Annotated in this window: 17 protein-coding genes and 1 pseudogene; 8 read left to right on the top strand and 10 right to left on the bottom strand. The window is 35.2% G+C overall.

Going from position 1 to position 24,084, the window contains the following annotated elements; all coding sequences use genetic code 11:
- Window positions 1-121: 121 nt before the first annotated feature.
- Entirely contained in the window at window positions 122-1,000 is an 879-nt protein-coding gene (locus Dongsha4_RS15050) for an IS982 family transposase (RefSeq protein WP_217983190.1), read from the top strand.
- Window positions 1,001-1,088: 88 nt separating this feature from the next.
- Here Dongsha4_RS15050 and Dongsha4_RS15045 read toward each other — a convergent pair whose 3' ends face one another.
- Both Dongsha4_RS15045 and menD read right to left on the bottom strand, forming a co-directional pair.
- Entirely contained in the window at window positions 1,089-2,612 is a 1,524-nt protein-coding gene (locus Dongsha4_RS15045) for a peptide ligase PGM1-related protein (protein WP_330203137.1), read from the bottom strand.
- 328 nt (window positions 2,613-2,940) lie between these two features.
- A complete protein-coding gene (gene menD, locus Dongsha4_RS15040) occupies window positions 2,941-4,686 on the bottom strand; it encodes a 2-succinyl-5-enolpyruvyl-6-hydroxy-3-cyclohexene-1-carboxylic-acid synthase (protein ID WP_330203136.1) in 1,746 nt (581 codons plus the stop codon).
- Between the two features lie 153 nt (window positions 4,687-4,839).
- On the opposite strand from menD, the gene Dongsha4_RS15035 reads away from it, so the two are divergent.
- Window positions 4,840-5,616 carry an ABC transporter permease gene (locus Dongsha4_RS15035; RefSeq protein WP_330203135.1) on the top strand — a complete coding sequence of 259 codons (777 nt, stop codon included), beginning with the start codon at window positions 4,840-4,842 and terminating at the stop codon, window positions 5,614-5,616.
- Between the two features lie 170 nt (window positions 5,617-5,786).
- On the opposite strand, the gene bchB is transcribed toward Dongsha4_RS15035, so the two are convergent.
- A complete protein-coding gene (gene bchB / locus Dongsha4_RS15030; protein ID WP_330203134.1) occupies window positions 5,787-7,319 on the bottom strand; it encodes a ferredoxin:protochlorophyllide reductase (ATP-dependent) subunit B in 1,533 nt (510 codons plus the stop codon).
- 659 nt (window positions 7,320-7,978) lie between these two features.
- On the opposite strand from bchB, the gene tig reads away from it, so the two are divergent.
- Both tig and queF read left to right on the top strand, forming a co-directional pair.
- Window positions 7,979-9,340, top strand: a complete 1,362-nt coding sequence (gene tig, locus Dongsha4_RS15025) for a trigger factor (protein WP_330203133.1) — start codon at window positions 7,979-7,981, stop codon at window positions 9,338-9,340.
- A gap of 100 nt (window positions 9,341-9,440) precedes the next feature.
- Window positions 9,441-9,830 carry a preQ(1) synthase gene (gene queF, locus Dongsha4_RS15020; RefSeq protein ID WP_330203132.1) on the top strand — a complete coding sequence of 130 codons (390 nt, stop codon included), beginning with the start codon at window positions 9,441-9,443 and terminating at the stop codon, window positions 9,828-9,830.
- Between the two features lie 156 nt (window positions 9,831-9,986).
- Here the strand turns inward: queF and purD are convergent, their stop codons facing one another.
- Window positions 9,987-11,249 (bottom strand): phosphoribosylamine--glycine ligase, encoded by a 1,263-nt coding sequence (gene purD / locus Dongsha4_RS15015; RefSeq protein ID WP_330205454.1) that lies wholly within the window; start codon window positions 11,247-11,249, stop codon window positions 9,987-9,989.
- Window positions 11,250-11,521: 272 nt separating this feature from the next.
- Between purD and Dongsha4_RS15010 the strand changes: the two genes are divergently transcribed.
- Together Dongsha4_RS15010 and Dongsha4_RS15005 are read left to right on the top strand one after the other, a co-directional pair.
- Entirely contained in the window at window positions 11,522-12,148 is a 627-nt protein-coding gene (locus tag Dongsha4_RS15010) for a hypothetical protein (protein ID WP_330203131.1), read from the top strand.
- A gap of 40 nt (window positions 12,149-12,188) precedes the next feature.
- Window positions 12,189-13,508 carry a DUF1254 domain-containing protein gene (locus Dongsha4_RS15005; RefSeq protein ID WP_330203130.1) on the top strand — a complete coding sequence of 440 codons (1,320 nt, stop codon included), beginning with the start codon at window positions 12,189-12,191 and terminating at the stop codon, window positions 13,506-13,508.
- Window positions 13,509-13,641: 133 nt separating this feature from the next.
- Here the strand turns inward: Dongsha4_RS15005 and ltrA are convergent, their stop codons facing one another.
- Entirely contained in the window at window positions 13,642-15,429 is a 1,788-nt protein-coding gene (gene ltrA / locus Dongsha4_RS15000) for a group II intron reverse transcriptase/maturase (protein WP_330203129.1), read from the bottom strand.
- 831 nt (window positions 15,430-16,260) lie between these two features.
- Here ltrA and Dongsha4_RS19010 point away from each other — a divergent pair.
- Both Dongsha4_RS19010 and Dongsha4_RS14995 read left to right on the top strand, forming a co-directional pair.
- Window positions 16,261-16,380, top strand: a pseudogene (locus Dongsha4_RS19010) (hypothetical protein); the annotation flags it as partial.
- Window positions 16,381-16,501: 121 nt separating this feature from the next.
- Entirely contained in the window at window positions 16,502-18,541 is a 2,040-nt protein-coding gene (locus Dongsha4_RS14995; protein ID WP_330203128.1) for a hypothetical protein, read from the top strand.
- Between the two features lie 71 nt (window positions 18,542-18,612).
- On the opposite strand, the gene Dongsha4_RS14990 is transcribed toward Dongsha4_RS14995, so the two are convergent.
- The 5 genes from Dongsha4_RS14990 to Dongsha4_RS14970 all read right to left on the bottom strand — a co-directional run bounded on the left by Dongsha4_RS14990 (window position 18,613) and on the right by Dongsha4_RS14970 (window position 23,850).
- Complete coding sequence (locus Dongsha4_RS14990) at window positions 18,613-19,197, bottom strand: nicotinate-nucleotide adenylyltransferase (protein ID WP_330203127.1); 585 nt, start codon at window positions 19,195-19,197, stop codon at window positions 18,613-18,615.
- A 5-nt stretch (window positions 19,198-19,202) separates the two neighbouring features.
- Window positions 19,203-20,045, bottom strand: coding sequence for a ribosome biogenesis GTPase YlqF (ylqF, locus tag Dongsha4_RS14985; RefSeq protein ID WP_330203126.1), 843 nt, complete (start codon window positions 20,043-20,045; stop codon window positions 19,203-19,205).
- Window positions 20,046-20,345: 300 nt separating this feature from the next.
- Window positions 20,346-22,223: a hypothetical protein gene (locus Dongsha4_RS14980; protein WP_330203125.1), complete on the bottom strand. Its 1,878-nt coding sequence runs from the start codon at window positions 22,221-22,223 to the stop codon at window positions 20,346-20,348.
- Window positions 22,224-22,542: 319 nt separating this feature from the next.
- Window positions 22,543-23,373, bottom strand: coding sequence for a type II CAAX endopeptidase family protein (locus tag Dongsha4_RS14975; protein ID WP_330203124.1), 831 nt, complete (start codon window positions 23,371-23,373; stop codon window positions 22,543-22,545).
- Window positions 23,374-23,472: 99 nt separating this feature from the next.
- Window positions 23,473-23,850 carry an AbrB family transcriptional regulator gene (locus Dongsha4_RS14970; RefSeq protein ID WP_015218626.1) on the bottom strand — a complete coding sequence of 126 codons (378 nt, stop codon included), beginning with the start codon at window positions 23,848-23,850 and terminating at the stop codon, window positions 23,473-23,475.
- Between the last annotated feature and the right edge of the window lie 234 nt (window positions 23,851-24,084).

The raw sequence follows: 24,084 nt of genomic DNA, 5'->3' as shown, positions 1-24,084 counted from the left end.
ATTATACTAGCTAATTTATTCTTTAATACTACAGAAACCCCGTTACCTAACCTCAGTTTTGGATAAGAAAACAGGCAGATAGTAAGCTGAATATAACAAACCATCAACTAACTACTGCCCTATGTTTAATTTAGATTATTTATTTTGTCATGTCGATGATTTCTGCCAACAATTTGAGCCTCAATGGCAACAAAAACTTATCTCTCATGGTGCTGTCCAACGTGTTCGTACTAAAAGTCTCTGTTTAAGTGAAATTATGACTATTCTCATTGCTTTTCACCAAAATCATTACCGTAATTTCAAACATTTTTATCTTAATCACGTTCAACAATATTGGACTTCTGCTTTTCCCAAACTTCCCAGTTATCAACGTTTTGTCCAATGGATTCCATCAACGATTATTCCCTTGTGTGTTTACCTCAAGCACTGTTTTGGTAACTGTACCGGAATTAGTTTTATTGATTCTACTAAGATCCAAGTTTGTCATAATCGCCGTATTCGCCAACATAAAGTATTTAAAAATTTAGCTCAAAGAGGCAAAACCTCTGTGGATTGGTTTTTTGGTTTTAAACTCCATCTGGTAGTCAATGAACTGGGGGAAATTGTGAATATGAGTTTAACCCCAGGTAATGTCGATGACCGTAAACCTGTAGTCGATCTTTTAAAAGAGCTTTGGGGAAAAGTTTTTGGTGATAGAGGTTATGTCTCACAAAAATTAGCCACAAAGCTACTGAAAGATTTTGGTATTGAGTTTTTTGCTAAACCCAGACGCAATATGAAGAACAAATTAATGAGACTTCATGACAAACTTTTATCTCGGAAACGAGCGATTGTCGAAACAATCAATGATCAGCTCAAAAACATATCACAAATAGAACATTCTCGTCATCGTTCACCAATAAATTTCTGTGTCAATATATTATGTGGGTTAATCGCATATTGTCATCAACCAAAAAAGCCCCACCTTTCCTTAGAATGGATTTTACCTCAATCTGCTTAACCAAAACTCAGGTTACCTAACTTCTCCTAACTCAACTTATGCCTTTCCAGAGTATAGATGGGTTTTAGCTTATTGAGAATAAATAAAGTTACATGGCAGTTTCAAGATCTAAAACTGTCTCAATATTTTTATAAATGTTAATAGCTTCTTGACGGGAATTGCCGATGCTTGTTAATCCTAATTTGCCAAATTCTGATAATGCACCCATAAGATGAAAAATCGTACCTGTTTTAGTGCTACTGTCAAAATGTAGTCGGTGTTTTGTGACAATATCCATTAAATCATTGGGTAATAAACCATGATAATTAGGTTTTTGTAAATTGTCTGATGCTAGGTAATATTTTACTTTTTCTTCGGGACTATAAAACAATCCATCTTGATAATTATAAGTGCCATTTGTTAAGAATTTTAAGGTCATAAAAGGGTGAGTTGTACCACCTTTTCTTAAATTTATTTCTATAGCATATAGTTGCCATTTATTATTTTCTTGAACTGCTAAAAAATCAACTCCAAATCTTTCCATTGCTCCTTTTTTTGCTAATTCTTCTCCTACTTTTATTCCTAATTCTTGCAGTTGTAAGCGATAGCTACTATGGGCAGGAAAAGAACATCCTAAATAAATTTGTTGCTCATCTCCCCCTAAAATTTGGTCATGGGTGGATAATATTTCTACTTTTCCATTAGGTGTAATGTAGCCCTGTACACTAGGAGAAAATTTTTCTTCTCCTTCAATAAATTCCTCTACAATTACTCCTAACTCTAGGATGCGATCGCAGTATGACTGCCATGTTTCTCCTTCCCCTTGCACCTTAGCCTCGTGAATAATTTGAGCGATTAAATTTTCTGCTTTTACTAAAGATATATCGAGAGAAAAAAGAGGAGATATACCACTAATATCTAAAACGGCATTACCCTCTCCAGAAAAACCCTCATTAAGTTTAATTACTACTTTTTTTAAATGGGATTTTTTAATCAATAATTGTGCTGTTTCTCTAATTAAATCATCAACGGTAAACACTAACTGACTTCCTTCTGGGTGAAGTAAATTACATTGACTAAAGATTTCTCTACTGCCACTTTTTGAACCCCAATAGCTTAATTCTGGGCTAGAAGCTAGTAAAGGAATATCTAATTTGATGGACAATTCTTCTTCCAAAGGAGTAGAGTTAAAACAAACCATATAACTCTTGTTGGGACGTAAAGAATTTTTAATTTTTGTTACCAAACGTGGTCTTTCTAGTATTTTTTGTGTTAGAGGTTTAAGAGAACTGTCATAGGTTGTTAATAATAATAGTCTTTCTCTAGCATGGGAAAAAGGGATACCCGGGAGAAGTTGTAAATAATAGTCAACAATAATGGGAGATAAAGGTTGGGCTGTAATGTAAATGAGGCGAGTATGGGGATTTCTTAAACGAATCAGGGAGAATAAGAGCCTTTCTTCATAATGCAAAAACCCCGCTACTTTTCTACCAACTCTTTGATCAATACTAAAAGAAGGAATTACTAATATATCTGTATCATCTTCATCTAAAATATCTCTATCTTGCCAACAATGACGTAGTTTATCTTGCAATTCTTTAAATCTTTCTTTTTCTGACGGAGTAATTGCCATGTTTCCCCCCTTTTTGCCTTTTTTTCTAATATATCTGAGTTCAGAGTTCAGAGTTCAGAATTTGGGGTTATAGTTAACATATATTGACTAATTTCTGGGCGTTGCTAATTTTAGATATGATTTTCCATTTAGGTGGGCAATAGGGAATAGGCGATAGTGATAATACAATTTTTGGCATAATTTCAGTACATTTCATACCATGATTAAGCAACGCCAATTTTTGATTAGACTTCTTGAAGAAGTCAGGGAATAAGGAAGAGAAAAGAGGGAAAAGTTAAGGGTTTTAGTCGTTTTTAAAACTTAATAAATAGGGTAAGTTAAATGGGTCTTAGCTTATAATTGAATTTAGTTGTTTTAAATAACTTATATCCTCTTTTCGATTAGTTTGTATTTCCCATATATGAATATTTTGGGAAGGTAAATTACTTAAATTTTTCTCTAAATTTTGCCAATCTTGAATTAATTGATGTTGAATATTATAAGTTTTAGCCAGTTGTTGAAAATTTATATTTTGGGGAGTAGCAAAGTAATTTTCAAATACATTTTCATAGTTACTAATAGGTAGCATTTCAAAAATTCCACCACCGTTGTTATTAATTAAAATAATAATTAAACAACCTTGAAAATGATTATTAATTAAAAAACCATTGGTATCATGTAAAAGGGCTAAATCTCCTGTTAAAAGAATGGTTATCTTTTGTTTATAGGCTACACCTAAAGCAGTGGATAAAGTGCCGTCAATACCATTTGCACCTCTGCTAAAATAAATATCATATTTTTGATTATTTTTTTGCCAGAAAAATTCAGCATATCTAACAGACATACTATTGGCGATAAAGATTGCAGTTTTTTCAGGTAAATATTGAGATAGTAACCAAGCAACTTTCCCCTCAAATAATCTATGGTTATTCGCTATTTCTTGATTGAGTTTAAGGGATGTTTTATTGTCTATTTCTAACCACTGATGCAGATATTTTAAATCATAGGGTTGATTATTTGAGTAAGTTTTTAAAAGGTTAAACAAGTTTTGAGAGCTTAGTCTTAAATGTTGAGAATTGCTATGTAAAGCATCAAAATTATCATCAAATTCTGTAATAATATAAGTAGTAATTTTATGTTGATGTAACCATTTTCTTAACTCTTTACTGGTGGGATATTCTCCTATTAAAATAACGATTTCTGGAATAAGTTTTTCTCTATATTCCTTATCTCTTAAAATCATGTCATAAGTAGTTATTAAATGACTATTACAATAACTATAATTTCTCACGGGAGATAAAGCCTCTGCTAATACAGGAAACCCTAATATATGGGCTAAAGATGCGATCGCATCACAGTATAATTCAGGTTGAGAAGGAGAGTCAACTCCTGCAATGATGATACCTTTGGTCAAAGTTTGCCAATGTTTTAAATAGTTAATAAAGTCCTGATTCACACAAGTAAATGAAGAGATAGATAGATGAAAATTAGAAAATAATTGTTTTTGTATGAAATCTTGTTTTTCTTGATTAAAATTCAATTGCTCAATGGGAACTAATGGCTCAGTAAATGGTATATTAAAATGAACTACTCCCCTACTAGGAAACTGTGCTTTTTCCCATCCATAGATAATATTTTGTCTCAAATAAAATAAGTCTTCTAATTCTGTAGAAGGTAAAGATAATTCTGTTTGCCAATTAGGATAATGGCCATATAAATTAACTTGATTAATAGTTTGTCCTGCATGACAATTTCTTAGTTGAAAAGGTCGATCAGCCGTGAGAATAATTAAGGGTATATGACTATACTTAGCTTCAATAATTGCAGGATAAAAGTTTGCCCCTGCCGTACCAGAAGTGCAAATTAAAACTACTGGTTTATTTGTTTGTTTAGCTAGACCTAAAGCAAAAAAAGAAGCTGATCTTTCATCTAAAATAGGAATACTTGTAATTAATTTATTTTCAGCAAAAGCAACTGTTAGAGGGGTTGACCTTGAACCGGGAGAAATGATGGCATATTCTAACCCTAATTTAGTAAAAGTTTCAACAATTAAGCTACTCCAAAGGATATTTTTGTTCCGAAAATCTAAAGACATTTAATAAGTAATAATTAATGATTATAAAGATTTTATTATCTCTAATAATTTTTATGATATTTTTCACAAAACAGAAGCTATTATATAATAATTATGGACTATATATCAACTAAAATAATCGATTAATTTTTGATAATTAAATATTAACTATTCATGGAAATTATTGAGCTAGATTTTATTGATTTACTATGGGCTTGGGGACTTATTCTCATCGCTATTAGTCTATCCATTTGGCAAAAACTCGGCTTTGAAGGTCAATTTTTATTAGCGGCGGGGCGATCTCTACTACAATTGATGTTTTTAGGTTACATTCTGGAATTTATTTTTGTCATTGATAATCCTGTGGCGGTAGTTACGATAATTTTAATCATGATTACCATTGCGGCAATAGTTGCCCGAAATCGTATTAGTAAAAAAATCCCCCGTTTACTGCAAACAGTATGGTTAGGCTTATTCTTTAGTAGTTCTTTTGTTGTTGCCTATAGCATTGTATTTATCATTCAACCAGAAAGATGGTATAACCCTCAATATTTAATTCCCCTAGTGGGTATGATTTTGGGAAATACCCTCAATGGTGCGTCTTTGGCAGGGGAAAGATTAGCCAATATGATCAAAAATAACCGCTTAGAAATTGAAACTCATTTGTGTTTAGGTGCAACGGGTAGAAATGCGATCGCATCTTATCGTTTAGATGCCATAAAAGTGGGTTTAATCCCGATTATAAATTCGATGATGGTAGTGGGGATGGTAAGTCTTCCGGGGATGTTTACTGGGCAAGTTTTAGCAGGAAATAGCCCTTTATCGGCGGCATCCTATCAGATTTTGATTTTATTTATGATTGCCCTTGCTAATTTAATTACCATTTTAATCATTACTGAGGGAGTATATCGACATTTTTTCAATGCCCGTCAGCAATTAGTTATCGATTAGGAATTAAGGGATTAGGGGATTAGGGGTTAGTTAGGGGCGAATGGCCATTCGCCCGTACAGGAGTTAGAAGTTATTAATTATCAACTATTCATCTTTGCCTTCCCTCCTCGAGAGGGGGGATAAAGGGGGGTTTGCCTTTTGCCCATTCATTACCAATTACGTACGAATTCTTAACCAACACTTGATACCGCTTCCTTCGCCGCATATAAAACTTCTAGGGTAATTTTCTCAAAACCTCTGTCTCTGGCAAACTTTTCTGTATTACGTTTAACTTTGCCTCGTACAAACCCTGGTACTTTATTTAACTCTTTTTGAGCTTCCGTATCCCAGTTTAAATCAGAGTCGGCGGAGATTCCTTTAGTGATTACTTCTTTAGTATCATGACCACCAAATATTTCTAGTAAATGATCTTCCATACCTAAAGTAAAGGAATTATACACTAAATCAGCGATCTGGTTTGTACCTTCATAACCCATAAAAGGTTTATAGCCAATGGGAAAGTTTTGAATATGGATAGGGGCAGAAATGACGCCGCAAGGAATATTTAAACGTTTGCCTACGTGACGCTCCATTTGTGTTCCAAAAATCGCCGCCGGTTCAATTTTGGCGATCGCATCGGCTATTTCTCCATTATCATCACTAATTAAGACTCGATCGCAATATTCGCTTACCTGTTGAGTGAACCAATCTCCATCATACTTGCAATAAGTACCAGCTAAAACCACATGAATGCCCATTTCCCGAGCTAAAATTTTGGTCATTGCCACAGCGTGGGTATTATCCCCAAAAACAACAGCTTTTTTCCCCGTTAAGTTTTGACAGTCGATAGAGCGAGAAAACCATGCCGCCTGAGAGACATAGAGGGTTTGATGTTCAATAAATTCCTCATAATCCACATTTGCCCCTAAACCGTTGAGAATTTGCTGAATTTTACGCACACAACGGGCAGTTTCTACCACTCCCATGGGGGTTATATCCACATAGGGCATTCCCCATTCCTCTTCCAAATAACGGGCGCTCATTAACCCTAATTCCCGATAAGGCACGAGGTTAAACCAAGCAGAAGGAATCTTTTTCAAGTCATGTACCGATGCACTCTCAGGTAAAATTAAATTAACTTCAATACCCAAATCTTTCATTAATTTCTGTAATTCCGTACAATCATGATTGTTGTGGAATCCTAAAGTGGAAATGCCGATAATATTTACTGAAGGGTGAGGAGTTTTTTCTGTGACTACATCTCCTTTCTTCTGGGCTTTTTGCAAATAAAATTGTATAATTTGCTCTAAAGTGCGATCGCCTGCTTGTAATTCATTAACTCGATAATGGTTAACATCCGCCAACAAGACATCACCATTAGAATTTAACTGGGCCCGTTGCACAAAATTTTCTAAATCTTCCTGTAAAATACTTGAAGTACAGGTAGGAGTCAAGACAATTAAATCTGGTTTTTCTTCCTTATCTTTACGAACAATATTATCAACAACCTTTTCTTGCGAACCCCTTGCCAATACATTCCGATCAACTACACTAGCTGTAACAGGAGTAAAATCCCTTTCCCTTTCCAACATCGATCGCATTACGTTAAAATAATCGTCACCGAGGGGGGCGTGCATAATAGCATGGACATTTTTAAAGGAACTAGCGATTCTTAGAGTACCGATGTGTGCTGGTCCTGCGTACATCCAGTAAGCTAATTTCATAGGGTAATTTCTCCACTTGTTGATCTCTTTTTCTAGTTTCCTTCTTTCTTCTAAAATTAGAGATATTAAGTTACAAATATTTATAAAAAATAAATAAAATTAATAACTAATCTAAGTTACGAGTTAGGAATTTATGTTATTAGATTCAAATGGGGTAATAGTTAAGATATATTGACAAAAAATAAGGTAAATTGACTAGATTTTACTCAATAGTGAAGTTTTATAAAATTTTAACAAATAATATTTATTGAATAACTGTGTTAATAATTATGTTTAGAAAGCTAGGTAAAATACAAGACTTATTATTGCTAATATTTAAAATTTCCTTGCCTTTAAGTATTGTTTTATATGTGCTGAGAGGTTTAGGTTTTTTAGGATTTGTGTCAGGAGGAGTTTTATCTTTCTGCATTTTAACCTCTATTTTCTCCTTGTTAGGTTTTTTGCTGGTAAAAACTTATATTTGAATGCTGGAATACTGGATTTTTTGCTTTCTCAGGCCAGAGACAAGATTTGAGTAAATAAGAAAAAAGAAGTCTTGAGGGGATGAAAAAAAGAGAAACTCATGATATACTAGCAAAGTTCAGCAAATAAAAACTGCTGAGTTAAATATAATTATTATTGTGAAAGCGATTCATTAAAAGGAAAGAATAGTAATTTTTATGAAAATCACCCAGGAAAAACTTCCTGCCAGTCAAATCGGTTTAGAAATCGAGATTCCTGCAGAGACAGCTAAAAACACTTATGAAAAAGTAATTAAAGAAATAGCAAAAACTGCTAATATACCCGGATTCCGCAAAGGAAAAGTACCTCGCCCGATTTTACTACAGAGATTAGGGGCAAATAGAATCAAAGCGGCTGTTTTAGATGAGTTAATACAAGATACTTTCAAGAAAGCTATTGAACAAGAGTCTATCAATGCGATTGGTAATTATAAATTGCGTTCTGATTTTGAGCAATTAGTTGAATCATTCCAAGTGGGAGAAGTCTTCACCTATCAAGCCGCCGTTGATGTGCCTCCTGAAGTTAATTTGGGGCAATATCAAGGATTAACTATCAAAGCCGAAGAAGTAGTTTATAATCCCGAAGATGTGGATAATTTAATTAAAGAGCGTCAAGAAAAACAAGCTACTTTAATTCCCGTAGAAAATCGCTCTGCACAAATGGATGACTTAGTGGTAATTGATTTTGTTGGACGTAAACCGGGAGAAAATGAAGGGGAAGAAGGAGAGGTTATCCCTAATACAGAAGCAAGTGAATATCAAACAGAATTAAAAGAAGGAAGATTTATACCTGGCTTCGTTGAAGGTATTGTGGGGATGAATTTGGATGAAACTAAAAAATTACCTCTAACTTTCCCCGAAGATTATCCTCAAAAAGAATTAGCTGGAGAAAATGTTATCTTCACTATTACTCTAAAGGAAATCAAAGAGAAAGAATTACCTGAGTTGGATGACGACTTTGCCCAAGAGGTAAGTGAATTTCAAACCATGACAGAGTTGAGAGAATCCTTAGAAAAGCAGTATCAGGAAAAAGCTAGTAACGAAACTAAGCAAAATATTCAAGGGGCAATTGTTGAAGAATTATTAAAACATACCACCATTGATTTACCTGAAACTCTAATTGAGGAAGAAGTACAAAATATTCTCATGCAAACAGCTAATCAAATTCAAAGCTATGGCATGGATATTAATCAATTCTTCACCAGAGAGATGGTAGGCAGAATGAGAGAAACCGCTAAACCTGAAGCGAATAAAAATCTTCACTCTACTATGATTATTGAAAAAATTTCTGAGCAAGAGAATATCTCTGTTAGTGAGGAAGAAATCAATAACAAATTTAATGAAATCAAGGAAAGTCTAAAAGATAAAGACGTTGATGAGGAAAGACTCCTTAAATACGTTAAATCCGATTTAGTAGCGGAAAAAACCCTTGATTGGTTAACAGAGAAAAATACTATTGAATTAGTGCCTCAAGGTACTTTAAATAAAGAAGAAACTGAAGAAGATTCTCAAGACAATTAATAAAAAAGGTGTCAGGTTTCAGGTGGAGAAGTTTTCTCCCCACTCCCTACTCCCCACTCCCCACTTCTCACTCCAAAATCTTAACATCCAACCCAATTCTATGACGGAAAATCAAGCAACAGACGTGAAATATGGTGAAAGGGCGATCGAAGAGGGTAAACTAATTACGTTCCCTAATCCTCGCCCGGGTAGAGTTTATAATATTAGTGTTACGCTACCTGAATTCACTTGTAAGTGTCCTTTTTCTGGTTATCCAGATTTTGCCACTATTTATATCAATTACTGCCCTGATGAGAAGGTTGTAGAATTAAAAGCGATTAAACTCTATATTAACAGTTACCGCGATCGCTATATTTCCCATGAAGAATCAATTAATCAAATTTTAGATGATTTTGTAGCGGCGGCTGATCCTTTATCTATTACGATTAAGGGAGATTTCAATCCTCGTGGTAATGTGCATACCGTAGTTGAAGTTAGTCATAAAAAGTAATTAGTAATGAGGAGTTAGTAATTAGTAATTAAGATAAGGCAATAGGGAATAGGCAAAAGGCAAAAGGCAATAGGCAATAATGAATAGTTTATATTTGATAATAAATAATAAAAACACCTGAAACCTGCAACCTGACACCTGAAACCTGAAACGTCTTTAATTGCTGATTCTGTGACCAATATCTCGACGATAATACATATTATCGAAATGAATTTTGGCTACTCCTCGATAAGTAGATGCGATCGCATCTTTGAAATCAGAACCTCTACCAGTAACTCCCAAAACTCTACCGCCATCAGTAAGGATTTGTCCATTATTTAATTTCGTTCCAGCATGGAAAACCATTACCCCTTCTTCTTGGGCGGTGGGAATACCAGAAATGACATCTCCTTTGTTATAACTACTGGGGTATCCTCCTGCCGCCATAACCACACAAACGGCACTACCTTCATACCATTCAAAAGGTGGTAATTCTGCCAGTCGTTTTTCAGTACAAGCGAGTAAAATATCAACCAAAGGGGTTTTCAGCATTGATAAAACCGCTTGAGTTTCAGGATCGCCAAAACGACAATTAAACTCCAAAACTTTAGGCTCTCCCTCTGGAGTAATCATTAATCCTGCATATAATACCCCCACATAGTCAATATTTTTCTCTTGCAATTGTTTTAATGTGGGTTCTAAAACCTCTTTGGTAATACGTTGACTGAGGTTATCATCTAAAAGGGGAGTCGGTGCATAAGCTCCCATTCCGCCAGTATTTGCCCCCGTGTCTCCCTCTCCGATTTGTTTATGGTCTTGAGCAGAGATAAGAGGGCGGATCGTGTTACCATCGGTGAGAGCTAAAATGGACACTTCTTGTCCTGTTAAAAATTCTTCCACCACTACCTTAGCAAAATCCTGAGCAAAAAGTTCATCGATCGCATCTAAGGCTTCTTTTTCCGTCATTGCCACAATTACCCCTTTTCCAGCGGCTAATCCGTCGGCTTTTACCACAATGGGTGCGCCTTCTTCCTTAATATATTCTTTAGCAGGAAACGCAGAAGTAAAGGTTGCAGACTTAGCAGTGGGTATTCCCCCAGCCACCATTAAATCTTTTGCCCAGGATTTACTTGCCTCGATAATAGCACCATCTTGTTTTGGTCCAAATACTTTCACTCCATGGGGTTGTAAATAATCCGCAATACCTAAAGATAAAGGTAATTCTGGACCTACTACCACTAACTCAATCCCTTTTTCTTGCACTAAATTTAAGATACTGTCAAAATCATCAACTGCGATCGCCACATTTTCACATCTTTCTAATACGGCAGTACCACCATTGCCCGGAGTACAGAAAACTTTTTCAACGGAGTCAGATTGTAACAATTTCCATGCTAAAGCGTGTTCTCTCCCGCCATTCCCAACAACTAAAACTTTCACTTTACTTTTAAATTTTTCTTCTATATCAATACAGTGTTTAATTTTACTGACTTTAACGGACAATAAGCAATCCTTTTCCCCTAGAACTACATATATAGTTTAAGTGCGTAAGAGAAAATACTGAGACGAGAAAAAACTACGTGGCATGAAATGGCAAGAAATGACTAGACGTGAATTTATATCATTAAAAAATCCTTTTTCAATTCGAGATTTACAAACAAATAAGCAACATACAAAGACTTTAATATAATGCAACATTTTAAATTATCAATATGAAACAAACCTTTCTTTCATCTTTATTTTCTCTCGGTTTACTAACTTTTACTATTTCTGTCTGTCATCTAATTATTCATCCTTCCCTCTCCGCTAAACCCGCCACAGAAAAGAATGAAACATCTCAAACAGTGCAGTTACTATTTGTACAAAACGCCCTCACTGGTAATTATGATGGTAAACGACTGACTCTTAATAATGTCGGTTCAACTTTATTTTTCAGCGATCGCCCCGAACGTGTTACAGGTCATGTACAGAATAGTGAATTTATTAGTCACTGGGATAAAGGTTCAGATAATTTTGCGGAAAATCCCCCCAACGCCACCCTATCTATTTTTGGAGAAAAAGGAGTTAACAGCGTAGTAGTGGAACTAACAAATCCTCAGTTAGAAAATAATAATCTTTCCTATCAAGTAAAAGTCTTACAAGGAGAATTACCCGCCCAATTCCAAGAAGCATCTCTTTTTATCGATATTTTAGGGCGATGGGCTATGTATAGTGCAGGGGTGGCCGCAGGGGCGGCGGCGAGTAGTAGTTACTACTATCATCCTGCTGTAGTTGCTCCCGTTGTACCAACTTATGTACCACCAGTATATGTTGCACCTCGTCCAGTAGTAGTTTACTAAACACTTCAAATAGTCGGCTTTATTCACCCTACAAATGATCATGAAAATAAAACTTTACTTATTGCTGTTTTTACTCATTCTACAGCCTTGCTATAGTGCGATCGCACTTCCTACAAACAATAAGATAATAGCACAATCTATGAATAATATCAGTGAACAAGAAGCCTATGAAATCGGTATTGAGGCTTATCAATACTTTTATTCTCTAATTACAATGGATGTTTCTCGTAAAGTCTTTACCAACTATCCATCAGGGGAAAAACCCGGATTTGGTCCTATGAATGAATTTACCAGTTTACGAGAGTTTCCTCCCGCCGATTTACGGGTAGTAGTGCGTCCTAATTTTGACACTCTTTATACCGTCGCATGGGTTGATATTACCAAAGAACCGATAATTGTTTCTACTCCCGACACTCAAGGGCGTTATTATCTTTTACCCATGTTAGATATGTGGACAAATGTATTTGCTGTACCGGGGAAACGTACCAGTGGCACAGAGGCTCAAAACTATGCAGTAGTAACCCAAGGATGGCGAGGAGAATTACCTCAAGGAATTGAAAAAATCGAGTCTCCTACTCCCTATTTTTGGATTGTCGGACGTATTCAAACTAACGGAGTGGAAGATTATCCTGCGGTTAATAAGCTACAGGATGAGTTTAAGTTAACTCCTCTTTCTCAATGGGGTAAAACTGTCACACCTGTCAAAGCTATTATTGATCCTACTGTGGATATGAAAACCGATCCTCTCGCCCAAGTCAATACCATGTCGGCGGAAAAATATTTTAGCTATGGTACGCAGTTGATGAAATTACATCCTCCTCACATCACAGATTGGTCAATTTTGGCTCGTTTAGAGCGTATTGGCATTAAGGTGGGGGAAGATTTTGACTTCAATAATGCCCCTCCTGCCGTACAAAAAGGGTTACAAAGAGCGGTAGTGGATGGCTTAAAAATTATGCAGAAGAAAACCCCAACTCTCGCCCCCATTATCAACGGTTGGCAAATGAATACGAATACTATGGGAGTCTATGGTAATTATTATCTTAAAAGAGCGATCGTGGCAATGGTGGGTTTAGGGGCAAATCAACCTGAAGATGCTATTTATCCTCTCAATGTCGCCGACAGCAATGGAAAACCCTTAGAAGGGCAAAATAACTATATCTTACATTTTGATAAAAACGAGCTCCCCCCAGTGGACGCTTTTTGGTCTGTCACCATGTATGATGAGGAGGGTTTTCAAGTACCTAATCCTTTAAACCGTTTTGCTTTAGGAGATCGATCGAACTTACAATATAATGCTGATGGTTCGTTAGATATTTATATTCAATCGAAGTCTCCTGGTAAAGATAAATTAAACTAAGCATGAGAGTCACCTCTCATACTCGTCTTCAAAACCGTGCATGAGACTTTCGCACTCACACGGCTTCTCTCTAACAAACCCTTTGACATAGGTACGAGTCTAATAACCCATGTTCTTCAAAGTTGCTTGATAACTACTGACGGCTTTCGCTTGTTTGGCTATCTTTGTAGGTACTTTGAGTTCTCTTGGTATTCTTTTTATTCCCCATGTTGGGAAACTTTTTGTAGTCGTTATTAGTTTTTTCATCATGACAGTGTCTATGTAATACTTGTAGATTTTTGTATATATCCTTTCCGCCTTGAGACTTGGGGATAATGTGGTCGATTTCTAACAAATCTCCATCTTTGAAGCTGAGTCCACAGTGTTTGCATTTTCCTTTCTGTACCTTGAGTAATGTTGCCATTCTTTTAGTTACATCAGGATATTCTCCTCTACGGCTTGACCAATATATCCAATCTCCGTTATAGGGCGATGCTTCGCCCTTAACTTTGGTATGGCGTTTTATTTCAGTTTTATCGTGCCTTCTTAGTTCGTAACCATCCTTAGTTTTGAAGACCCAATTTCTAATTGATAAGCCGTTTTCACCTTCCTCAATTACGGTGTGCCAATATCTGTTTTTAACCCATGAGTGAGATTTAGTGGGATGTCTTCTTATTGCCCATCTTTTTAGTTGTCCAAACATTAGGTGGTCACAGGTTGAGTAAGTTTCCTTACTACACACTGAGCGATAGTAGTTCCCCCATCCTGTAATAACAGGATTGAGTTTCCTGATTAATGCTATCTGTGGTGATGCCTTGTGTCTTCTAATGATGTCTCCTATTTTCTTGATGTGCAATTTTATTTTTTCTTTGGATGGTTTTATAATGGTTTTGAAACCAAGTGTTACTCCACTACATTTTCCTGTATGTGTTTTACCGACCTTGTATTGGCGGATATTAAATCCCAAAAAGTCGAATCCTGTATTACCATTATATTCATTGAATGTGTGAGTGATACGGGTTTTACTTGGTTTTAATTCGAGTCCTAATTCTTTCAACCATTTTTCGATAAATTCCTTGCATTCCATGATTCTCTTGATGTCTTTGTGGAATATCACGAAGTCATCTGCATATCGAATTATGCTGAGATTATACATATTTTCTTTCTTTTTACCTTTCCATGTACAGGCAAGTTTTTTGAGTTCTATTTCCATACCGTGTAGGGCTATATTTGCGAGTAATGGGGAAATAACACCTCCCTGTGGTGTGCCTTCGTTGGTGGGGAATAGCTCTTTGCCGTCCATGTATCCACTTTTTAACCAAGTCTTTATTTCACGTCTTAGTTGTGGATAGGTGTTGAGTTTGTCAAGTAATTTATCATGATTTATTTGGTCAAAACATTTAGCAATGTCGGCATCCAATACATATTTGGATTTTTGTTTGATGGCACTGAAGATGGCTTCAATGGCATCATGAGCCGACCTTGCTGGACGAAATCCGTAACTGTTAGGCTCGAATTTGGCTTCCCATTCTGGCTCTAAAGCCAATTTGACTAAGGCTTGTTTTGCTCTGTCTTCCATACAAGGTATCCCTAGTGGTCTAGTTTCCCCGTTTGGTTTTGGTATGTTTATCCTACGAGTAGGTTTACATTTCCCTTTGAGTTTTAGGTTTTTGACCAATTCATTGCGTTGACTAGGATTCAAGGATTTTATTCCATCTACTCCTGCTGTTTTCTTGCCCTGATTATCTTGAGTTACCCTTCTGGTTGCCAGTAATTTGCCGTAGTAGGATTTTGTTAGTAATCTTTGTAAACTGTGAACCAGCTTGACATTGCCACTAGCACTCGCTTTGTATATTCTTTTTTGTAACTTAAACACCTGCTTTTCGACTGTTTTCCATTCGATTTGATTCCAGTTATGTTCTTTATACTTCTGAGAGTTCATAATTTCTATTACTACTAAAGACTATACATTGTTTGTTACAGTGTTCACGTCAGCATATCCATTGCATTACATAATGGCTTTGGCTTTTTGAACAATCTTACTCCTCATAACCTTACGCTGGTTACTACTCTTTAGTATTCGACCTCTAAAGAGAGATTATGAGGGTTTCCCCGTTCTACTATCTCCTTTCTTTTGCAACCTTAGATTCTTTCTTTCCACCGTCCTATGTAATACCTTCCAGTTCAGGGAATCTATCCTGCTGGTACATTAGAAATTACCTTTTGGTCTGGCTTATCAGCCTTATTTAGCCAGTTCCAGCTATCGATGGTTCAGACGAAAGTTCCTTGCGTAATCATAGTTGCTACTGCTAAGGGGTTGCCGATTTAGGCTATCAGCATTGCCCCTGTTCTGCCCATGCACTCAGTGTGTAAGATACCACCTCACATCACTCTGGGCTAGTGCTGTCACATCGGTATGATGGGTAGGATTTACACCTACAAGGAAGATAGAGTTACTAGGTATAGTTGCTTTACGGTTATCCTTACCTGTGAGGTTCGGTAATCCGCTTTAGGAATTGTAACAATTCCTTAACAGTTATCCTAATTTCCCTTGTTATATGAGTATTTTACTCATATTCAAATTATGAACTTGTCAAGGTACTCTTTTGGTGAGTGTCCTTCGAGAATCGCCTACAAGGGGCTTGAAAATTCTTTCAGGTCATTTTATACCTAGCTAGTGTTTATATAGGCTTAGAAGAGGCTCTAGGCATCGTTGTTTAAACGATTCTCCTGCGACTGGAGACTAATTTCGCACTAATCGGGTCGCACAGAAGCAAACTGGTTGCCTTCTCCACCTCAAGGCAAGTTAGGAGTAACGATGCGTTTATATGCTCCTAAGCCTGTAGTTTTAAATGGTTTTTGGAATCCTCCTGCTATCAAACAAGTTCCTTAATATTTCCTCACCCAAAGACAGAAGGATAAATTAGTTTTTCATCCTTGTAAAAGTTCCTCTTCATACAAGCAAACTATGGGGAGGGGCAAACTCTTATTACAAAGTAAATATCTATCAAAAAATGTCATCATACCAACATCAATTATTTTACATAATCTTTTTATTATCTAGCTTTTCTACTTCTTTAGCTTCAGCAAATACTATTTTTGATGATGAATCAAGCTGTAATTGTGCAGAAGATTTAAGCATAAATAATGATTTATTTGTTAGTAATAAAAATTCAAGAGTTAATATCTTTTTTGATGATAAAATTAAAGAAAATACTTCTTATTTTGCCTCTGAAAATCAAGAGAAAATTGAAGAAAACTCTAATGTAATACCAGACCTCAATAAATGGCGTTTTCAATTTCAACCCTATGTAACTGTTCCTATTAATACTTATGGTACAGCCACTGCTAGGGGTAGAAGCGTTGATTATCACCTTAGCTTAGGAGAAATGTTAGATGCCTTAAATTTTACTGCTAGTGCCCGTTTTGAGGCATGGAAGGGAAGATTTGGCGTAATTTTTGACGGTTATTATGTTAATTTGGGGGATGTTGCCAATTTACAAAAACAAACAACTCGCACTCCTTCTGCTTTAAATGCCGTCAATTACTTAATGAGTCAGGCTACTAATACTAGAGTAACTGAATTAGCCAATAATCTCGATCGCAAAATTGAAACGGCAAAACAAGATGCACAATTAAAAGAATCAGAAATAGTGCAACAGTTGGATCAACAAATTGACGATTTAAAAAATACCCTTACTCAAGATTTAGATAGAATTGAGGCTATAGACGCTAAAATAAGCGAAATTAAGATTGAATTGACAGATTTTAGCAATTCTCGTACAGGAGAGTTTAACATAGAAAATTTGGAAAAAGTCAAATCATTAACAGACAGTTTGAATGAGTTATTAGCCTTGAATCCTCAAGACTCTCCCGAAATTGTGAATTTAAAACAATTAAGCCAAACTATTACAGAGGTTAATGGTTTATCTACTATCTCCCGTATCAAAGTCGATTTAACTAAAACCATTGATACTCTGGGCAATACTATTCAAAAAGTGAGGCAAGAAGAAGAAGTTATCCAACGCTTAAACCTTGGAATAGATAAGTTAAGGATTGCTACAGCAGAAGATTTGCAAAGAATTAAAGATATTGATGCCAAAATTGCCCTCATCAAAAATGATTTAGCTAGATTCTCTGATTCTCGTATTGGTGACATCAACTTACAAGATTTACAAGACTTAAAGTTAAGGGTAGAAGGTTTTAGGGAATTATTAGCTTTAAATGTACGAGATTTTCCAGAAATTCAAGATTTACAAGCATTAAATGAAAAAATATCTGATATTGGTATTCTTTCCACTATTCCAGAAATTAAACAAGAATTAATCGAAACCCGCAACATTTTAGAGGAAGGTTTACAACGAGTTAAACAGGAAAGAGAAATCAAAGATACAGATGAATTACAACAACTAGAAAGGGAAATCCAGTCAGCTAAAACCTTAGTGGATGAAGAATTAGCAAAAATTCAGAAAACAGAGGACTTTTTAGAAAATCGCATTCCTCAAAATCTTGATGTTACCAGTCAAACGAATCTCAATTTTCAACAAGGTATTTATGATTTTGCCTTAAGTTATCACTTCGGTGATATTCCTAATAACCGTTTACCAGATAAACCATCGGGAAGAAATTATCCTCTTATGTGGTTTCAACCCATAGCAGGAGTTAGATTAAATAACATTAGCATTAATATTGAGCAAACTATTAATGTGGTGGCTACTAGCAGTTTAGTCAACTTTAACGGTAGTTTTCAAAACAACTATGGCCAAACTCGCACTTGGTTTGAACCAATGTTAGGTGCTAAGATGGGACTACAATTGAGCGATCGCATCGCTTTATGGTTAAGAGGTGATGCTTCGGGATTTGGGTTAGCAGGGGAAACAGATATGAGTTGGAATCTTCTGGGGGGTATGGATTGGTGGGTAGGTTACAATACCTCTCTACAATTAGGTTATCGCTTTTACGAAATCGATTATTCTTGGGGAAGCGGAAATAATAAATTTGGTTTCAAAGAAAGTTTCAATGGACCTTTTTTATCTGCTACCTTTCATTTTTGAGGGCATAGCAAGACAAATAAAACATTTTTGAACTACTTAATGTTGAGTTTTGTTAGTCATCGTTGGTATTACTAGCAATATAAAAAATTGTTTTCGATATATTCTTGGATACTTTTAATTACACTTGAATCATGATGATTTTCTCGATAATCACTTGAGGAATAGGGCGGAATATGACAAGATGCGATCGCAAAATTCCACTTAGTGACTGCACCTGAGTTACTATTACGATTAATTTTTTCTATATCTTCCTGTGTTAAGGGATAATCTTCCCTAGGAATAACCAGAATTTTCACCTGAGACAAAAGTTGTTCAGCTTGATACCATTGAAAAATTTGATCGACTAAATCACTACCAATCACAATGGTAAAATTATTCTCCTCTCCCCATTTCTGTTTTGCCTTTTCCAAAGTATGAATAGAGCGGCGATCGCTCACCTCTGGAGTATGATGAAGATGGGGATAATCTCTTTGCAAATCCCTAACCAACAAATCTAACATTTCTTGACGATGGAAAAAACTACTAGCATGATTCTTAAAAGGATTATTAGAAGCATAAACCGATACTAAATCATAATGACTAGCCAAATAAACCAAAATTTTTTGATGAGAAATGGTTGGAGGATCTGCACTTGTGCCAAAAATAGCTATTTCCATGGTCTTTATTCCATAACAGGAGGATATTCCAAAGCCACCGAACCTAAATAACCCTTACGAAAATCTTGCAATAATTGCCTCGCCACTCTTTCTTTATCATTTTTGTACTTCTTAACCGCTAATTCATAAATAAACTCTTCCCCCGTCATCTCCAAAGGATCTAAACCATAACGAGATTTTAGCACCTCATCTGAACCCAATTTAACTAACAAATCAACAAAATCAGCCGCCACTAACTGATTATCATAAGCCGCCTCTCCAATATCTTCACAAATAGCCAATTTTAAAGCATCCTCTTGATTTTCCAACTTCCACGGAATAACCCCCGGTGCATCCAACAATTCTAACTGATCAGAAATACGAACCCATTGTAACTGCTTAGTAACTCCAGCTTTTCTGGCACTAGCCACAATTTTTCTCTGTAATAAACGATTAATCAAAGCAGATTTACCCACATTAGGAAAGCCAATTACCACCGCTCGAACAGGACGAGGTAACATTCCACGACTGCGACGACGTTCATTAACTTGCTTTTCCATCGATTGGGAAGCCTTTTTAACAGCTTTTACTCCTTTACCATCTTTAGCATTAGTAAAAAAAGGAATTTCTCCTTGACTGCCAAACCATTCTTGCCACTCTTTTCTTAAAGAGTCAGAAATCATATCTTCTCGATTTAAAATTAAAAGACGAGGTTTATCCCCTATCCACTGCTTCAACTGAGGATGATGGGAAGCAAGAGGAATTCTAGCATCTCGCACTTCTAAAACCACATCAACTCTTTTTAATTGTTCCTTAAGTTGTCTTTCTGCCTTGCTGATGTGTCCGGGATACCATTGAATGATTGCCATGAGAGATATTTGCTAGTTGTCTTTACTTTACTGAATTTATGAGAGATGAAGGGATTTTTACAATTTTGCCGTTAACCATTATACCTTATACCTACCTAAGTTCGAAGTTCGGGGAGTTCCCTGCTCTCATGCACTCCCTTCGGTCGAGAACAGAGTTAAAGTTAATAAATTTTGACAAAAACCTTTAATAAATAGATTTTATTGTTTTTAATATGAGTGACGGCAGAGTTAATATTCAAAAAATCAAACCGCTAAACCTATCAAAAATTGTTATTTTTCAATACTTTTTTATCCTTCTCATCAACCTCTAATTAAATTAATGATTGTTGTTTTATCCAATGCTTCTGGAGAAAGATTGATATATTCTTCCTCTTTGTCTTCGGGTATTTCATCAATAATTTTTGCTCCTGCCATAGTTAAAACTGTTCTTAATTCTAGGGAATTAACCAATTTTGTAACTAGATAATTTCTTGCTTGTTGGGACTGTTGATAATTACCAGAAGTGACAGAATTGCCAATACTTATATTGGCGAAATAAACTCTATTTTCTTTATTTATATTAACTATAATGCCCAAAATATTTTGTATCTTAGTAATAGTAATATTAGCAGAAGCAATAATTTTATTAACATCTACCATATAGTTTAGCCTAAAATTATCTGGTTTTTCCTGTGCCACTAAAATCTTAGCTTCAACTTTATCCCCCTTAACAAAATTAAAATAATTTACCATTAAAATTCTTGTCTCTTGAGAGGCTTGTTTCAAATAAAAAAGCTCTGAAGCCCCATCAGGTGCACGTGCATCTGTCATATCACCTGAAAATAAAACCTCTTTTTCTTCTGAGTAATAATCCGCATCCCAACCGATTTTACCCGACTCACCAATGACGGATAAATCTAAATCTACTCTATTTTTTTTCGTATTAGTCCAATGGATACCGACAATCATATCCTCTTGAGTGACAACATAAGTGCCTGTAGGAAAATATCCTGTAAATTGTTTCTCTGTTGCTGGTAAAGCGTAATGAATATTACGGGGAATATAAATTGTTTTACCCTCAACATTTCGTTTAACATCTTCCACAATAGAGTTGATTACTATTTCTAAGGCTTGTTGAGTTTTATCTTTAACTACATACCACCATTCATAATCAAATTCTGTAGCCCAACCACGCCCATTTCTCACTCTATAAATAATAGAATCATTAATATCAAGGCGATATTTTAAGGCATAAGCAAGACGGATTTTCCGAAAAATGGTTGCTTTTTTCAGTTTTTGGGCTAGGGTTTCTAAATTTAACTTTTCATATTTTATTTGGCTGGTAATGCTATTAAGATAATCTTCAGGTAAGGGCTTATGTTGTTTTTTTGCTTTTTTTCTTAACTGATTGAAATAGGTTTTATTATGAGAAATTGATTTCATTGCCAAGAATAAAGGCTTGAAGCGAAAGAAAATAGAGGCTAAATCCTCTGGTGCGTCTTTTAGTAAAGTATCTAAAAATTTGCCGTTAGATTGCTTAATTTTATCGATGAGATATTTATTTTTGATTAGTAAAGATTCATCTGTTAATTTACTGATAAGATGACGCAAAAATTCTACAGGTTCAGATGGTACAATACCATAAAAATCCAATAGTAGGGCTTTTAGTTCTCTGTTACCTATTTTTTCGACAAAACTTTTCTCATAATTATGTCCTTTGACAATCTCCATAATATCATCGAGGGTTTCTTGGGCTAAGGCGATACCGTCAGCTAACTTAACAATACTGTTTAGTATTTCCTCTGCTGTCATGGCTTTTATCACGACAAGGGGAATATCATCAGTGATATTAGGCAATTCTAAGATTTCTTTGGGAATATATACTGCATCTTCCCGATAAATACCAAGACTTTCAAAGCCATAGGTTGTAATGTAGTGAATAATTTGTTGCGTAACGAGGGATTCTATCGAAGAGTCTTGAATGATTTGCCATGATTTATGAAAGGCAGAATTGGCTTTAATGCCTGAGATACCGACAATACTTTCAATTGTATTAAGTAATTCTTCTGTTGGTTGAATGGTAGAGTCGAGAATATAACCATTTTGAATTGTTCTTACCAATAAAGATTCAGGTAAGTCTTTTTTTTGTTTATTATCAACTTCGATCGCACTAAATAATCTTAACGTTGCTTTATTCATTTTTCAATGTCCTTTGATTTTAAAGAGGGCGAGAGATAATATTAGTTCTTAAGACTAATGGCTTACGCCATATTAAGGAATTTCCTTTGCCCCCTTTTGCTGGGGAAGGCAGGAATCGAACCTGCAACCTACGGGTTATGAGCCGAAATAAGGAACTTGCTTTGCATACTGCGGAAAGTACAAATTGGTTAGAAGCCAGAATTAAGGAACTTTCTGTGCATACTGCGGAAAGTAAAACGCCGCTCTACCATTGAGCTACTTCCCCCTTAGTTCATATCCTTAGTTTAACTATAAAATTATAAAAATTATACAGAGAAATTTAGATAACATTGACCAAATATATTAACAACAAGGCAAATAACACAAGTAACAAACCAGCAATACTACCCAAAGGCTGATTCTTATTTCCGACAATCCAACTAGGTAGTGAACTATTATAATCTATCAAATTAAAAGAATCGATCGCAGCTAAACATAAAACCCAACCACCATGTAAACCAATAGCTAAACCCAATAAGCTATTATCCACAATCCGAGCATAAAACAACACCAAACCCAAAATAAACAAACCGGGCAATTGAGGAATGGTATTTTTTTGTTCCCAAATTAAATGTAATAAAGCAAAAATCAAACTAGAAATAATTGCTGTTAACCACAACGAAAAATCTTCCTTCAAGAAATTAACAAATATACCCCTAAAAACTAATTCCTCGATACTGGCAATAAAAATACTAACAAACCCCAGTAAAGGCAATGTTGTCAATAAACTGGGGCTTTGAGGTTGATTTATAATACTTTTCCATGTAATCCAATTTAAACCCCATTCCCAAAAATAAATTAAGAACAAAGTAAAAATACTCAAACCATATCCGAATAAGATAGACTTAAATAATCTAACTTGGAAAATTATCCCTATTTGTTCCAGAGTAATACCCTCTATCTTAGTTAATCCTAGAATTAGAAAGGGTATTAGTAGATAAAGGGAGAAAATAAGAGTTAGTTTCTTGCTTGTATTTTCGTTTGGAGCGGTATTTGTCCATTTGATTAGCTTAATTAAAGGTAATGCGATGGGAAACCAGATAACCGCCCAAATTGTCAGGAAAATAATTATTTTGCCCAAAGAATTAAAACTAGACCAATAATCAGTCATAAAAGCCACTCGCAATATTTAATCATTTAATTGAATAAATTTTAGATTAAATTCAAGTGTCAATAACTTACTGATTATTAACAGAAATAACTTTTACTTTTAGGCTTCATCTTCATCTAACTGTCTTAAGTGGATATGTTTGTAACCCAACTTAATTTCAAATTCATCCCCCGGTTTTAAACCCATTTTCTCGGTATAACTTGAACCGATAACAATTTGACCATTTTTATGAACGCTAACTCGGAAAGTTGCTTCTCTACCACGACCATCTTTAGTTCTTTCTGGGTCTAAAGGCACACCTTTTGCGGCTAACACAGCATCATAAAAAGCAGTTAAATTTACTCTTTCTTTACCATTTTTTCCTATGGTATAATAACCACATTCTTTTGCTCTTTGACGACGGGGAATATCCGATAACTCTTTAACTTTTTGTAATAATTCTTTTCCCTCCAAAGGAGTAGGATTTGATTCACCCATAATTGTTTTCTTCCTGTTTTCTTATTTTTATTTATCTCGATATTTTATCATAACAAAAAATTTTCATTAAATCATCGTTGAAAACAACTTTTTTCTAAAATTATTAATAATTTACCTGATAAAGTTATAGATTTATGAAAATAGCTCATTAGTCAAAGGAATAACTATTCTTTGTCCATGACAATTCATAGATAAAGAAAAACATAAAAATAAAATTATTACCTTCACAAAACA

The organism is Cyanobacterium sp. Dongsha4 (assembly GCF_036345015.1).
Classification (GTDB): domain Bacteria; phylum Cyanobacteriota; class Cyanobacteriia; order Cyanobacteriales; family Cyanobacteriaceae; genus PCC-10605.
Note: the sequence above shows the minus strand (reverse complement) of the source record. Positions and strands in the feature narration are given on the sequence as shown.